At 69.9% G+C, this 13768-nt stretch carries 13 protein-coding genes and 1 tRNA gene; 6 read left to right on the top strand and 8 right to left on the bottom strand.

Annotated features, from left to right (window positions below; translation table 11 throughout):
- Nucleotides 1-105 precede the first annotated feature (105 nt).
- Both AC1D29_RS10670 and AC1D29_RS10665 read right to left on the bottom strand, forming a co-directional pair.
- Nucleotides 106-852: a S1 family peptidase gene (locus AC1D29_RS10670; RefSeq protein ID WP_477896999.1), complete on the bottom strand. Its 747-nt coding sequence runs from the start codon at nt 850-852 to the stop codon at nt 106-108.
- 144 nt (nt 853-996) lie between these two features.
- Nucleotides 997-1638 carry a DUF1003 domain-containing protein gene (locus AC1D29_RS10665; protein ID WP_477896998.1) on the bottom strand — a complete coding sequence of 214 codons (642 nt, stop codon included), beginning with the start codon at nt 1636-1638 and terminating at the stop codon, nt 997-999.
- Between the two features lie 164 nt (nt 1639-1802).
- On the opposite strand from AC1D29_RS10665, the gene AC1D29_RS10660 reads away from it, so the two are divergent.
- The 3 genes from AC1D29_RS10660 to AC1D29_RS10650 are packed head-to-tail and all read left to right on the top strand — an operon-like array spanning nt 1803 to nt 3820.
- Complete coding sequence (locus AC1D29_RS10660; RefSeq protein WP_477896996.1) at nt 1803-2270, top strand: hypothetical protein; 468 nt, start codon at nt 1803-1805, stop codon at nt 2268-2270.
- Nucleotides 2271-2275: 5 nt separating this feature from the next.
- Entirely contained in the window at nt 2276-2476 is a 201-nt protein-coding gene (locus tag AC1D29_RS10655; RefSeq protein ID WP_477896994.1) for a heavy-metal-associated domain-containing protein, read from the top strand.
- A gap of 54 nt (nt 2477-2530) precedes the next feature.
- Nucleotides 2531-3820 carry an MFS transporter gene (locus AC1D29_RS10650; protein WP_477896992.1) on the top strand — a complete coding sequence of 430 codons (1290 nt, stop codon included), beginning with the start codon at nt 2531-2533 and terminating at the stop codon, nt 3818-3820.
- Between the two features lie 28 nt (nt 3821-3848).
- Here the strand turns inward: AC1D29_RS10650 and AC1D29_RS10645 are convergent, their stop codons facing one another.
- The 6 genes from AC1D29_RS10645 to hrcA form a co-directional block, all read right to left on the bottom strand.
- Nucleotides 3849-4181: a hypothetical protein gene (locus AC1D29_RS10645; protein WP_477896990.1), complete on the bottom strand. Its 333-nt coding sequence runs from the start codon at nt 4179-4181 to the stop codon at nt 3849-3851.
- 156 nt (nt 4182-4337) lie between these two features.
- Entirely contained in the window at nt 4338-5459 is a 1122-nt protein-coding gene (locus AC1D29_RS10640) for a hypothetical protein (RefSeq protein WP_477896988.1), read from the bottom strand.
- Nucleotides 5460-5475: 16 nt separating this feature from the next.
- Complete coding sequence (locus AC1D29_RS10635; protein ID WP_477896986.1) at nt 5476-7722, bottom strand: DUF2235 domain-containing protein; 2247 nt, start codon at nt 7720-7722, stop codon at nt 5476-5478.
- 98 nt (nt 7723-7820) lie between these two features.
- Entirely contained in the window at nt 7821-8954 is a 1134-nt protein-coding gene (locus AC1D29_RS10630) for a lipase family protein (protein ID WP_477896984.1), read from the bottom strand.
- Between the two features lie 133 nt (nt 8955-9087).
- A tRNA-Ile gene (locus AC1D29_RS10625) sits at nt 9088-9164 on the bottom strand.
- A 35-nt stretch (nt 9165-9199) separates the two neighbouring features.
- On the bottom strand, nt 9200-10207 hold the full coding sequence (gene hrcA, locus AC1D29_RS10620) for a heat-inducible transcriptional repressor HrcA (RefSeq protein WP_477896982.1): 1008 nt from the start codon (nt 10205-10207) through the stop codon (nt 9200-9202).
- Nucleotides 10208-10274: 67 nt separating this feature from the next.
- Between hrcA and AC1D29_RS10615 the strand changes: the two genes are divergently transcribed.
- From AC1D29_RS10615 to rapZ, 3 genes are read left to right on the top strand one after another with little or no spacing between them, the layout of a single operon-like run.
- Nucleotides 10275-11141: an NAD kinase gene (locus AC1D29_RS10615; RefSeq protein WP_477896980.1), complete on the top strand. Its 867-nt coding sequence runs from the start codon at nt 10275-10277 to the stop codon at nt 11139-11141.
- Between the two features lie 3 nt (nt 11142-11144).
- Nucleotides 11145-12833, top strand: coding sequence for a DNA repair protein RecN (recN, locus tag AC1D29_RS10610; protein WP_477896978.1), 1689 nt, complete (start codon nt 11145-11147; stop codon nt 12831-12833).
- Nucleotides 12830-13747, top strand: a complete 918-nt coding sequence (rapZ, locus tag AC1D29_RS10605; RefSeq protein ID WP_477896976.1) for an RNase adapter RapZ — start codon at nt 12830-12832, stop codon at nt 13745-13747. The genes recN and rapZ overlap by 4 nt, the downstream gene beginning before the upstream one ends.
- Nucleotides 13748-13768 lie beyond the last annotated feature (21 nt).

Here is a 13768-nt window from a genome sequence, read left to right as displayed (position 1 = left end):
CGAACCTCCCGTGCTGTTGAGACCGTGAAACGACGACTCTAGCCAGCGCCACGAGTCTTTGTGTGTTCGGTAGCGAACATAAGGCGTTATCCAGGTGGTGTCTCCTCACTGTGTCAACGTCAGCAAAACGTCCGAATACCAGGCCAGGTTGAGCCCCAGCGAGGCGTCCTGCAAGGTGTCTCTCGGCGCCATATTCATGCGGGAGGCATGCACGCCCAGCAGCTGCCAGGGCAGGCCGGTGTCGCCGTCGGGGTCGTGTCGCACCACCGGCGCCCCGCTGCTGCCGCGGTGCATGGGCGCGTCGGTCACGAAGCAGCCCTGCCCCTGAAAGGGTACGCCGAAAGCAGAGGCCACGACGGCGCCGCGAACGACCGGCAAGTGGTGCAGCGTGTCGTGAAAACCCAGCGGAAAACCCACGACCAGCAACGGCTGGCCCACGCGCACCGCATGCATCTGCACCTGGATGTGCCGCGCCGTGAAGGCACTGAACTGCGCATGCCGGGGCATCGCCATGCTGGGGATCTCCAGCGCCGCCACGTCCACGTCGCCTCCGCTGTCGCCCACCTGGCGCCACAGCGGCATGCCGTTGTCGTACAGCGGCAGCGAAACGCGGTGGTGCTGGGTGAGGTCTGCGCCGGCGGCGTGCAGCGTGAACTCGATGCGCTGCGGCCGGTGGTCGGCGGAGAGGTCCAGCAGCACATGGCGGCTGGTGATCAGGTAGAGGTGGGCGCCGCGCTGGAAGAAGAAACCGCTGGCCGCCGTCAGGGCCTCCGGGCCAACAAAGGTGGCCACCTGGGTGCAGCTCAACAGCAGGGGCTCCACGCCGGGCGGGCGTGGCTGGACGGCGTACATGGATTCGCTCCGCAAAGACCTGGATGCTGCCGGCGCCGTGGCCGATCCACCGTGCGCTACCGCACCAACCGTCTGGTGCGGCAGCGCCCCGAGCGGGGCCCTTGTTTGGCGCCGCTGGCCGCAAACACTGCGGGGCAGACCGGGCTAGGTCTCCTGGCCTGCGGGACCAGCGGCGACGCCATCGTGCGCAGGCCGCTGCTGCGGCGTCGGTGCGCTGGCGCACGCTGCCGGCAGCGCCGCCACCAGCGCAGCCAGCAGCCGCATCTGCTCGGACTGCAGCGCCAGCAGCTCCGTCCACTGCGGCCGGCGCAGTTCGTCCAGCTTGTCATGCAGCAACATGATCTCCAGTTCGGCCTTGAGATTGACTTCGTAGTCGTGGCCAGCCGTGATGCGGTCCCGCTCGGACTGGCGGTTCTGCGACATCAGGATGATGGGCGCCTGCACCGCCGCCAGCATGGACAGGAAGAGGTTGAGCAGGATGAAGGGATAGGGGTCGAAGGTCTGCCCGCGGACGCTCAGCAGCAGCACGTTCACGGCCACCCAGCCCCCCATGACGGCCGCGAACAGGCCCACGAAGCGCCAGGAACCCCCAAACGCGGTGACCGCGTCGGCCGCGCGCTGCCCCCGCGTCGCCGGCGTGGCCACGGCCTCGGGGTGCCGCGTGATGGGGCGGCGCTGGCCGATGTGCCGTGCCACGCGCTGGGCCCGCGCATCCAGCGCCGCGAACGGGCGGCCCAGCAGCGCGGCGGCCTGCGCGTCGTGGCGGTCGTCGTCAGGCAGGGACATGGCGGGCCGAGGTTGCGGTGGATGACGCTCGAGTCTGACCCCGCCGGCGCCGGCCGACCGTCTGCTGGCGCACGCAGCGCTGCTGCGCTGGGTGCGCTGTCGAACCGACAGGGCGGCGCGCGGCGGGCAGGCTGGGCACCCGATCCGCGCCCCGAGGACCCGCCATGCCCACCCGCCTTCCAGCAACTTCTCGCCCTCTGCGCCTGGCGGCGGCCGGCCTGCTCGCCTCGCTGCACGTCGCCACCGCGCTGGGCGCCGCCCGCCTGACCAGCATCGACGAGTTGAACGCCGGCCGCGCCCGCGCCGACGCCGGCCTCATTGCCGAGCAGGCCGCCTGCGACCAACTCGTCGGCAACGCGCGCGACACCTGCCGCGAACGGGCGCGCGGCAAGGAGCGGGTGGCCAAGGCCGAGCTGGACCTGGCCCACACCGGCAGCCGCAGGGCGCAGGACAAGGTTGCCGTCACCAAGCTGGATGCCGCCTACGACCTCGCGCGCACGCAGTGCAACGACCAGTCCGGCGCGGCCAAGACCACCTGCACCAAGCAGGCCCAGGCCGCGCGCGACAAGGGCGAGGCCGCCCTGCGGCGGCAGCAGCGCGAGCGCGACGCCGTGACCACGGCCAAGCCCTGAGCGCGATGATCGCCTTCCGGGTCAACGACATGATCAGCGCCCGCGGCGCGAGCGCCGTGACCAAGGCGTTGCGCGAGGTGGACCCGCGCGCGCGGGTGCGCATCGACCTGGCCACGCAGACCGTGGAGATCGAGGGCAGCAGCATCTCGGCGCGCCAGCTCAGCGACGCGATCCGGCAAGCCGGCTACGAACCCGTGGCCGCTTGAGTGCCACGGGGTGGTCTTCGCCGTGGATCTTGAGGAGATGGCAGACTCGGCTCGATGAATGTTTTCGAGCCGACGTCGCGGCTGCGCGACCAGCATGACTACCTGCGCCTGCTCGGCGCCCGCGTGACCGGCGGCGCCGCCAACCAGATGCTGATGGTGGCGCTGGGCTGGCAGATGTACGACCTGACCGCCAGCGCCTGGGACCTGGGCCTTGTGGGCCTCGCGCAGTTCCTGCCGGCGCTGCTGCTGACGCTACCGGCCGGCCACGTGGTCGACCGCCACGACCGCCGCCTGCTGCTGGCGGCGAGCCTCGGCCTGCAACTGCTCACCGCCGCCTGCCTGGCCCTGGCCAGCGGCGGCGGCTGGGTGGGGCCCCAGCTCATCCTGGCGCTGTCGGTGGTGCTGGGCTGCGCCCGCGCGCTGCAGATGCCGGCGCAGCAGGCCCTGATGCCTTCGCTCGTGCCGCCGGCGCTGCTGCCGCGCGCCGTGGCCACGTCCAGCTCGACGATGCAGGCCGCCATCATTGCCGGCCCGGCCTTGGGCGGCGTGCTGTACGCCCTCGGGCCCTGGGCGGCCGGCCATGTCGCCCACAGCACGGCAGCCAGCGTGGCGGCGCACTGGGGCGCGGCCATCGTCTACGGCGTGTCGCTGCTGCTGCTCGTCGCGGCCGTGGCGGCGGTGCTCAACATCCGCCACCGCCCGGCGCAGGCGCGCCGCGCCGCGCCTGGCCTGGCGCAGCTGACGGCCGGCATCCGCTTCATCTGGCAGCGGCCCGTCGTGCTGGGCGCGATCTCGCTGGACCTGTTCGCGGTGCTGCTGGGCGGCGCGACGGCGCTGCTGCCCATCTTTGCGCGCGACATCCTGCACACCGGTCCCGAGGGCCTCGGCCTGCTGCGCTCGGCGCCCGCGCTGGGCGCCGTCGTCGTCGGCCTGTGGCTGGCCCGCCAGCCGATCGCGCGCCGCGCCGGCCACTGGCTGCTGGGCGCAGTCGCCGTGTTCGGCTTCTCGATGATCGGCTTTGCACTGACGACCTCTTTCCTCGTCGCCTTCGTCGTGCTGGCCATCAGCGGCGCGGCCGACATGGTCAGCGTCGTCATCCGCCAGTCGCTGGTGCAATTGGAGACGCCCGATGACATGCGCGGCCGCGTCGGCGCCGTGAACTCGGTCTTCATCGGTGCCAGCAACCAGCTCGGCGAGTTCGAATCCGGCGCCACGGCCGCGCTGCTGGGGCCGGTCGGCTCGGTGCTGATGGGCGGCATCGGCACGCTGGCCGTCGTGCTGCTGTGGTGGAAGCTGTTCCCCGCGCTGGCGCAGCGGGACGGCCTGCAGCCGCGCACCGCCTGACGGCGGCGGCCGGCTCGTCAGGCGCGCTTCAGCGCTCCACGGGCTGGGCCCGGTTGGCGCGCCAGCACTGGATCAGTTGCTGGGCCAGCACCGGCAGCTCGCCCCGGCCCACCCGCTTGGCGAAGCCGAAGCGCTCGCCGGCATAGATGCGGTCGTAGGCCATGCGCGACACATGCGCGGGCCAGCCCTGGGCCGCCATCAGCGCCGAGAAGCGCTCCAGCAGGCGCAGGTCGGCCTGCAGCGGCCGCTCCTCTGCGGCAAAGCCCTCGTCGATGACCAGCCGGGCCGAGCCCTGCGGACAGCTGATGCGGCGCGGGCCGAAGCTGGGCAGCGGAAGCGGGCGGCGGTGGCGGGATGTCATGGCCGCGAAGATAGGACCGGCACCGGCATGCTGGCGCTGAAGAAACACCGCTTCTGCGCTGTTCGCGCGGCGCGGAGCCATCAAGTCGCCAAAGATGTGGGTTTGGTCACACCCAGCAGGCCGCCCGGCACTGGCCGGCGGTGGGTTCAGCGAGGCTCACTTCTTCATCATCGGCATGTCCAGATAGACGGCATCGATGTCCTTGCCACGGCGCTCGCCCAGCGGTGCCCGGGCATCGGGCTCCGCGTTCAGCGCCTTGCGCACGACACCCGAGTAGAGCGTCCAGACATCGGCGCAGGTCAGCTTGCTGAAGACGCCGATGTGGGGCAGCTTCTTGAACGCGTCCTCCAGCACCAGCTCGCACTTGCGGTCGCTCTTCTGGCTCTTGATGAACGCCGAGTACAGGTTCACCGGGTCGTCGCTGCGCGAACCTCCGCCGAGCGCCAGGCGCATCCTCTCCTCGAGCCAGCCGTTGCTGTCGGAGGCCTCGCCACTGATCTTGATCAGCTCCTTGAGCTTGTCCTCGCGGGATTTCCTGACGTTGTCGTCGACCTTGCTGATGTCCAGCAAGTCCTCGGCGTGCCCCCACATGTCCATCCAGGCGGCGAAGCGCTGTTGCGACCCCGGCTTGTAGGGCGTGCAGTGGTCCTGCGTGCTCATCCAGTTGGCCGGGCCGTCGCACATGGGGAAGTCCGGGTAGCTCAGGTCGCCCGCATGGCCCTTGCCGGTCGTGTACATCTTCGTCGGCTTGTCGAGCTGCCGGTGCGCGACCGAATCGCCGTAGAAGTGGAAGGCGAAGCCCAGCGCGCACAGGGCCGTGGCGCGCTCCTTCGCTGCCGACGCTTCACTGAGCGTGTCCACCACGCCAGTCGGCGCCGGCCGGCTGCGCCGCAGCGACACCATGAGCTCCGCAACGCTGGCCCTGGCCACGCGCTCGACGGCATCCCTGGCACCGCCCGTCAGCGCATGCAGCACCTGCTGGATGGTGACCATGCGGCGCGTGTCCTCCGAGTCGACCGCGTCGGCCGTGGCCCAGCGCCACCACGACAGCGGGCTGCCGAGGGCGGCCGACTTGTAGACGGCGACGGCGTCGATGTCCGACGCCATGTCGGGCAACTGCGCGCACAGCGAGATCAGCGTCAGTTCCTTCTGTGACCCGGTCTGCACGAGCGCATAGGCCGTGTAGAAGTGCCCGGCCTCCTGGAACGCCCGCGTCGGGCCGGCCGGGCCGAGCAGCAGCGTGGCGGCCAGCAGGCCGTGGATGGCGCGTTGTCGCATCTCGTACTCCCCCGGTTCAGAAGCGGATGTCCGCGCCCGTGCCCAGCATCAGCCAGCCCAGCAGGCCGGCCGAGGCGAGGATGAGCAGCGTGGCCAACGCCGCCCCGAGGAGGCCGGCGCCACCCAGGCTGCGCAGCCCTTCGCTCGCCGGCCGCACACCCATCGTGCGCAGCCCTGCGGCGCTGACCTCGACAGGGCGGGCGAGCTGGCGCACCACACGCACGATGGGCAGGGCCGCCAGCGCCACGAGGGCGATGGCCACCAAGTGCGAGTTGCAGCCGCCCACGCCGTACCAGTTGTACTGGCCCCAGCAGATCATGCCGCGCGAGAAGGCCCACACGGCCATCGCCACGGCGGCCAGCGCCACGGCGGCGATGGCGTCGCCCAGGTGCTGGCGATGCGGCGTGGGGCGCGCGCCTTTCGAAGCCTGGCTGAGCGAGTGCGGCCACAGCAGCCCCGGGTTGAAACCGATGCGCCAGCGCACCGCGAGCAGCGTCGCGCAGGCGGCGAACCCGACGAACTTCAGGAGGGCCGCCACGCCACCCAGGAACAGGGCCAGCTTGGCGAGGGTGTCGGTGCCGGCCCCGTGCAGCGCGAGCGCGAACCATGTCGACAAGTCGCCCGCGACGACCGCGCAGACGGCGAGCATGGGGGCGAAGCCGAGCGGCCACCAGACAGGCCGCTTCGAGCCGACGGTGCGGTCGCCCACCAGCCAGGCGAAGGCGCGCGAGCTGACTCGCGCCAGCAGATAGCCCCAGCAGCCGACGAACACCAGGTCCCAGAACGCAGCCCAGCCGGGCTGGACGGCGGCGTCGCTCTCCCAGGGCCGGTAGCCGGGCTCCATCACACCTTCAAACCACAGTGCGGCCAGCTGCTGGTCGGCATGGTCCTGCGTGGCCTGGATGGCGCGAACCATCGTCATCGGGTCCAGCAGCTTCACCTCCGTCGTGCCCAGCAGGCACAGACCCGAGGCCACCAATGTCGCGAACCCGAGCAGCAGCGCCGCGATGGCCGGCCACAGCTTGCGCCGCTTCTCCCAGACACTGTGGATGGGCTGGTCGGGCAGGTTGTCGGCCGGGATGGCGATGAAGTCCGCCGGAGCGCGGCCGGGCAGCTTGAGCTTGGGGGCCATCGGCCGCACCGTCATGCCGCCAAGCGCCCAGAAGGGTGTGTCCCAGAGCGGATCGTGGCGCCACATCTGCACCGGCTGAGTCGTGTCTTGCACCATGGGCGCGATGCCCAGCTGCAGCGCCGCCTCCTCGACCATCCAGCGCAGCGCCGCGTCAGAGATGCCGCATTGGTCGACCTTGTAGCTGCCACCAGCGTCGCAGTGCACGCCGGGGTACCAGCGCTGCTTCAGCGTCTGCTCCCCGTTGTCGATGTCGCCCGGCTCCTCGTACAGCCGCGGCACGAAGGGCCAGCGGTGCTCGTCCAGTGACAGCGCATGGCGCACGTGGCGGTATCGCTTGCCCAGGACCACCGGCGGACTGGGGTTCACGCGCGAGAACGGTCCTGGCAGGCCCACCGACTCGACCGTGTCCCACACGCCCACCCAGTGCACCCAGGCGTCCTCCCGCCCTTCGCCGGCAAAGTTCGCGCGCACCTCCTGTGCCATGCGCTCGCGGTCGTCGGTCGACTTGGCGGCCTTCTTCCGGGGCTGCCGGCCGGGCTGCTGGCCCGCGCGGTCGTCGGCCGGGTCGAGCTGCGCGTGGCCAGCGGGCTCCGCTGCTGCCGAGTCCTCCCGGCTGGTCTTGTCGAACAGCCAGCGCGTGAGCTTCTGCATCGGCCCGCCGCGGCTCTTGTCCGACGGCGTGAAATACAGGTGCACGAGCGTGGGCACCAGCGCCTCGTACTCGGGCTTCAGGATGCCGAACAGGTTGATCATGCCGGCGAGGGCCCGCACGGTGAACGCGCCGCGCGAGAAGCCGAACAGGAAGATGCGGTCCTCGTGGCCGCGCCACTGGCGCATCAGAAAGAGATAGGCCTCGGCGACGTTGTCGAAGACGCCGCCGCCGGACGCGAGACCGGACACCCGCTCCCACTTGCGTATGGCCCAGTCGACGGGCCCAACGGGCGGCAACGTGCCCGGCGACCCGACGCCCGGGTCGTAGTAAAGGACGCGCACCTCGCCGGCCGGCGTGGGTTGCGCGGCGAGGTAGTTGTGCAGCAGCACGACGTTGGTGTCGTTGCTACCGCCCGTCAGGGTGTTGTTTGTGCCGTCGCAGCAGATGACGATCTGCCGGCGCATGGATGTGTCGCTCATGACCCCCTCCCTCCGCTTCGGCGTCATTCTTCTTCGGAGCGCCGCGCAACTCATCCACGGTTCTGAGGATGCCGCTGCATATAAAGCGGCCGCCGACCCTAAGGCCAGTAAGCCCGCAGGTAGTTAACCGGGGCATGGTCCGCCAGCCAGCGGGGCAGCAATTCATCGGGCTTCAGCCCCGTAGTGATGAAGCGTCGTTTGTCGGCGAGGCTGACCGCGACGGGCTTGTTGTCGGCCGTGGCCTGCGCAGATCGATCGCCCGCCTGGTCGATGAAGACTTCCTTACCGACGTGGCAATAGGTCAGCAGAGGCACGTTCGCCGGCGGCACATGAGTCACCGCGTCGATGCCATTGACGATGCGGATGGCTTCAACGCCGGAAGCATTGAATGCCTTGGCAAACGCCTGATTGCCCACACGCGGCGAACCGATGGTCACCAGCTGCGTCGGCAGTTCGGCGCGAGGCGCGCGCATCGCGATCAGCGTTGCGAGGGCAGCGCCCAGGCTGTGGCCGCTGACGAGCAGCTGCCTGCGCATGCCGCCCTCGTCACGCAGCCAAGCTTCGACCTGGGGCCAGATCGCCGTTGCGCCACGTGCGAACCCATGGTGCAGCGCGCCCGTCCATCCATCAGCGTGCACTTGCAGAAACTGACCATCCAGAAGCACGTCGCACAAGGTATCCGCCTGCGAGCCGCGGAAGGCCAGCAGGGCCAGGCGATCCTCGGGCCGAAACGCCGCAAAGGCTTGCGTGTGGGTGAAGCTGGAGAGCCGGTTCTCGGCGGGCAGTGCGGGCAGAACGTCGGAAACACGCTGGGCCAGCGTTTCAGCGAGCTTGCGCGCCGCCACGCCCAGCACGCCGGGTAGCGAAACATCGGGCCAGGAGATGTCTCCCACGGCCAACAACGTCTGCAGCGACTCCCGCGGCATCCTGAGCGGCCCGTGCGTCGAAACGAACTCCGCGAGGCTGGGAACGGAATCGACGAAGTAGGCGAACTTCTTGAAGCCGATGCTCCCCAGCGATTCCTCCAGCTTCTGCTTCGGCGACGGTTCCGGCGTTTGCCGGGGGTCTGATTCAGGATCCGGGTCCTTCGGATTCTCGAATCGGAAATAAGCCAGCCGAGACGCCTCGACGGCCAGTGTCACCCGGTCTGACGCGATGCCGCCTGTGAACACCGCGTGTCGCTTTTGCGGGCGGAACACATCGTCAGGGTGGCGGCTGTAGGGCTTGCTCATGCGCAAGCTTCTACCCGCAACCACTTGGGCCGGCATCCTCACGGATGACGATTCAACGCATTGATCGCAGACCAGGCATGTGACGCGTGGCCGAGCGGCGCTGGTGGCCACCGTCCGCAGAATCGGCTTGAAATGGTAGGCCGTGTTGGACTTGAACCAACGACCAAAGGATTATGAGTCCTCTGCTCTGACCAACTGAGCTAACGGCCCCCGGGGAGGAGGCGCGGATTCTAGTCAGCCTTGGCTCAACGTTGAGAGAGCGCCTGGCCGACCATGCGCGACGTGATGTCGACGATCTGGATCATGCGGTCGTAGGCCATGCGCGTCGGGCCGATGACGCCCAGCGTGCCGACGACCTGGCCGTCGACCTCGTAGGGCGCGCTGACGATGGACAACTCCTCGTACGGCACGACCTGGCTTTCGCCGCCGATGTAGATGCGCACGCCCTCGGCGCGGCTGGACGTGTCGAGCAGGCGCATCAGCTGCGTCTTCTGCTCGAACAGGTCGAAAAGGCGGCGCAGGCTGCCCATGTCGTGGCTGAAGTCCTGCACGGTCAGCAGGTTGCGCTCGCCGGAGACGACCACCTGCTCCTGGTCTTGCGCCATGGCCTCGGTGCCGGCCTGCACGGCCGCGCTCATCAGCCCCGCGATCTCGCTGCGCAGCACGTCGACCTCACTGCGCAGCCGCTCGCGCACGGCTTCCAGCGTGAGGCCGGCATAGCTGGCGTTCAGGCGGTTGCTGGCTTCGGCAAGTTCCGACTGGCTCAGGTCCTGCGCGGTGAAGATGACGCGGTTCTGCACGTCGCCATCGGGCGACACGAGGATGACCAGCACGCGCCGCTCGCCCAGCCGCAGGAACTCGATGTGGTGGAAGACGCTGGCTTTCTTGGGCGACGTGACGACGCCGACGAAGCTGGACAGGTTGGACAGCATCTGCGCCGCGCTGGCAATGACGCGCTGCGGCTGGTCGGGCTGCAGCCGGGCCGCATCCACGCCGATCAGGCCGGGCTGGGCGGTCAGCATGGTGTCGACGAAGAGGCGGTAGCCGCGCGCCGTCGGGATGCGGCCGGCACTGGTGTGCGGGCTGGCGATCAGGCCCAGCTCTTCGAGGTCGGCCATCACGTTGCGGATGGTCGCCGGGCTCAGTTCCAGGCCCGAAGCCTTGGACAGCGTGCGCGAGCCCACCGGCTGGCCATCCGCGATGTAGCGCTCAACCAGGGTTTTCAGCAGGGATTTGGATCGCTCGTCGAGCATTGCGCCATTCTATGAACACCCCCGTTACTGGGGAGAGAGGCGATACCCCTGTGGTGTAATTTGCCGCATGGCCGAGCGCTTCAGACATGTCGCCATCGTTGGCAAGCATCAGGCGCCTGGCATCCGGCCGGTGCTGGAGGAGATTGCCCAATTTTTGTGCAGTCAGGGGTTGGACGTCTCGCTCGAAGCGGACACCGCGCTGAACACCGGCCTGACGGGCTACGAAGCCTTGTCCAACGACGAGCTGGGCCGCCAGTGCGACTTGGCGGTGGTCATCGGCGGGGACGGCACGATGCTGGGTTTCGCGCGCGACATGGCCCGCCACGGCATTCCGCTGCTGGGCATCAACCAGGGGCGCCTGGGCTTCATCACCGACATTCCCATCGAGCGCTGGCGCGAGTCGTTGGCGCCGGTGCTGGCCGGTGACTACGAGGTGGAGCCGCGCACGATGCTGGAAGGCGCGGTGCTGCGCGACGGCGAGTCCATCTTCTCGGGGCTGGCGCTCAACGACGTCGTCGTAAGCCGCGGCGGCACGGCAGGCATGGTGGAGCTCAAGATCGAGGTTGGCGAGCAGTTCGTCGCCAACATGCGCGCCGACGGCCTCATCGTCGCCTCGCCCACCGGCTCCACGGCCTATGCGCTGTCGGCCGGCGGGCCCATCCTGCACCCCAGCATCGCCGGCTGGCTGCTGGTGCCGATCGCGCCGCACACGCTGTCCAACCGGCCCATCGTGCTGCCCGACAGCGGCGAGGTGCGCATGGAGATCCTCGCCGGCCGTGACGCGTCGGTGAACTTCGACATGCAGAGCCTGGCCAGCCTGCTGCACGGCGACGTCATCACCGTGCGGCGCAGCCAGCACCAGGTCCGCTTCCTGCACCCCAAGGGCTGGAGCTATTACGCGACGCTGCGTCGCAAACTCCGTTGGTACCTCTGACCCATGCTGCGGCACCTGTCTCTCAAAGACTTCGTCATCGTCCCCACGCTGGAGCTGGATTTCGAGCCCGGCTTTGCCGTGCTGACCGGCGAGACCGGCGCGGGCAAGTCCATCCTCATCGACGCACTGCAGCTGGCCCTCGGCGGGCGCGGTGACGCCGGCGTCGTGCGCGAGGGTGCTGCCAAGGCCGAGATCACGGCCGAGTTCGACACGCCGCCGCATCTGCGCGCGTGGCTGGACGAAGCCGGCTTTGACGCGGACGAGGCGCTGCTGCTGCGCCGCGTCATCGACGCCGCGGGAAAAAGCCGCGCCTGGATCAACGGCGGCGCGGCCACGCTGACCCAGCTGCGCGAGCTGGCCGACCACCTGCTCGACATCCACGGCCAGCACGCCTGGCAAGGCCTGACCCGCCCGGCCGCCGTGCGCGAGCTGCTCGATGGCTTTGCCGGCCTGGACACCGCGCCGCTGGCCCGCGCCTACGCCACCTGGAAGCAGGCCGCCGAGGCGCTGGCACAGGCGCAAGGCCAGCAAGCGGACGCGCTGCGTGAACGCGAGCGCCTGGCCTGGCAGATCGGCGAGCTGGACGGCCTGGCACCCGGCGACGGCGAGTGGGAGGAACTGAACGCCGAGCATGAGCGCCTGGCGCACGGCCAGTCGCTGATCGACGCAGCCAAGTCGGCGCTGGACGCGCTGGACGAGGCCGAGCCCAGCGCCCAGTCCTTGGCCACCACCGCGCTGGACCAGCTCGAACGCGTGCTGGACCATGACGACCGCCTGCTGTCCGCCGTGCAGGCGCTGCGCGACGTGCAGGCGCAACTGCAAGACGCCAGTCACACGCTGTCGGCCTATCTGCACAAGGCCGACCTCGACCCGGGCCGACTGTCGGAACTGGACGAACGCGTGTCGGCCTGGATGACGCTGGCGCGCCGCTACCGCCGCCAGCCGCAGGACTTGCCGGCCTTGCTGGCGCAATGGCGCACCGAACTGGCCGCGCTGGACGCCGCCAGCGACCCGGCGCTGCTGGAGGCGGCGCTGGCCACCACGCGCAAGGCCTTCGACACGGAGGCCAAGGCCGCCAGCCGCGCGCGCCGCGACGCGGCGCCCAAGCTCGCCGCGGCCGTCAGCGCCGCGATGCAGCAGCTGGGCATGGCCGGCGGCCAGTTCGACATCGCGCTGACCGCCACCGACGGCCCGCAGAGCTTCGGCCTCGAATCGGCCGAGTTCCTCGTCGCCGGCCACGCCGGCAGCACGCCGCGGCCGCTGGCCAAGGTGGCCTCGGGCGGCGAGCTGTCGCGCATCGCGCTGGCCATCGCCGTGACCACCAGCCAGGCGACCACCGACACCTCGCCCGGCACGCTGATCTTTGATGAGATCGACGCCGGCATCGGCGGTGCCGTGGCCGAGACGGTCGGCCGACTGATGAAACAACTGGGCCGCGAGCGGCAGGTGCTGGCCGTGACCCACCTGCCCCAGGTCGCCGCCTGCGCCGACCGTCATCTGGTCGTCGCCAAGGGCCTGCAGGATGGCACGACGACCAGCCGCGTCGCGGCCGTCTCCGGCGAAGCCCGGGTCGCCGAGATCGCGCGCATGCTGGGTGGCGAACGCCTGTCGTCCACCAGCCTCGCCCATGCCGAGGAGATGCTGGCCGCCTCGTCAGTGAACACGCCGAAACCGAAGAAAGCCAAGTCATGAGCATTGCCGAGGCCGAGCTGCTGGGCGACGTCGTGCTGCTGACCGGCATGTCCGGTGGCGGCAAGTCGGTTGCCATGCATGCGCTGGAGGATGCCGGCTATTTCTGCGTCGACAACCTGCCGGCCGAGCTGCTGCTGGACTTCCTGAAGCTCGAACAGCAGCGCGGCGAGCGACGCGTCGCCATCGCGGTCGACGTGCGCTCGGCCGGCTCGCTGCCGCTGATGCTGCCGCTGCTGAAGGACTTGCGCGCCCGCGGCATCGCCGTGCGCTCGGTTTTCCTGGATGCCAGCAACGAGGCGCTGATGCGGCGCTTCTCCGAGACGCGCCGCCCGCACCCGCTGCGCGAGGACCGCGACACCAACTTCGGCGGCCTGGGCGACGGCGCCCAGGACAGGCACCGGCTGCTGCTGGATGCCATCCAGCTGGAGCGCGAGCTGCTCGGCGGCCTGAAGGCCGAGTCCACCGTCATCGACACCAGCCAGCTGCGCCCGGCCCAGCTGCGCGCCTGGCTGGCCGACCTGGTCGGCCCCAACGCCGGCGCCAAGCTGACGCTGGTGTTCGAGAGCTTCGCCTTCAAGCACGGCGTGCCCAGCGACGCGGACTTCGTCTTCGACGTGCGCGTGCTGCCCAACCCCTATTACGACCGCGAGCTGCGGCCCCTCACCGGCCGCGACGCGCCGGTGGCGGCTTATCTCGCGGCCCAGCCGGAGGTCGGGTTGATGATGGGCCAGATCGCCGGCTTCCTGTCGCGCTGGCTGCCCAACTTCGCGGCCGACCAGCGCAGCTACCTGACCGTCGCCATCGGCTGCACCGGCGGCCAGCACCGCTCGGTCTACCTGGTCGAGATGCTGGCGCGTCAATTCAGCCACCACGGCCACGTGCTGAAGCGCCACCGCGAGCTGGACGCGCGCTGACCCCCACGAATCCAGAACAAT

This window comes from Roseateles sp. P1_C6 (assembly GCF_056406315.1).
The sequence above is the reverse complement of the archived record's forward strand: the minus strand, read 5'-3'. Positions and strand labels throughout refer to the sequence as shown.

Excerpts from the sequence above, each read along its gene's own strand:
- AC1D29_RS10670 (WP_477896999.1), bottom strand. The coding sequence starts at position 852 with ATGTACGCCGTCCAGCCACGCCCGCCCGGCGTGGAGCCCCTGCTGTTG.
- AC1D29_RS10665 (WP_477896998.1), bottom strand. The coding sequence starts at position 1,638 with ATGTCCCTGCCTGACGACGACCGCCACGACGCGCAGGCCGCCGCGCTG.
- AC1D29_RS10660 (WP_477896996.1), top strand. The coding sequence starts at position 1,803 with ATGCCCACCCGCCTTCCAGCAACTTCTCGCCCTCTGCGCCTGGCGGCG.
- AC1D29_RS10655 (WP_477896994.1), top strand. The coding sequence starts at position 2,276 with ATGATCGCCTTCCGGGTCAACGACATGATCAGCGCCCGCGGCGCGAGC.
- AC1D29_RS10650 (WP_477896992.1), top strand. The coding sequence starts at position 2,531 with ATGAATGTTTTCGAGCCGACGTCGCGGCTGCGCGACCAGCATGACTAC.
- AC1D29_RS10645 (WP_477896990.1), bottom strand. The coding sequence starts at position 4,181 with ATGACATCCCGCCACCGCCGCCCGCTTCCGCTGCCCAGCTTCGGCCCG.
- AC1D29_RS10640 (WP_477896988.1), bottom strand. The coding sequence starts at position 5,459 with ATGCGACAACGCGCCATCCACGGCCTGCTGGCCGCCACGCTGCTGCTC.
- AC1D29_RS10635 (WP_477896986.1), bottom strand. The coding sequence starts at position 7,722 with ATGAGCGACACATCCATGCGCCGGCAGATCGTCATCTGCTGCGACGGC.
- AC1D29_RS10630 (WP_477896984.1), bottom strand. The coding sequence starts at position 8,954 with ATGAGCAAGCCCTACAGCCGCCACCCTGACGATGTGTTCCGCCCGCAA.
- hrcA (WP_477896982.1), bottom strand. The coding sequence starts at position 10,207 with ATGCTCGACGAGCGATCCAAATCCCTGCTGAAAACCCTGGTTGAGCGC.
- AC1D29_RS10615 (WP_477896980.1), top strand. The coding sequence starts at position 10,275 with ATGGCCGAGCGCTTCAGACATGTCGCCATCGTTGGCAAGCATCAGGCG.
- recN (WP_477896978.1), top strand. The coding sequence starts at position 11,145 with ATGCTGCGGCACCTGTCTCTCAAAGACTTCGTCATCGTCCCCACGCTG.
- rapZ (WP_477896976.1), top strand. The coding sequence starts at position 12,830 with ATGAGCATTGCCGAGGCCGAGCTGCTGGGCGACGTCGTGCTGCTGACC.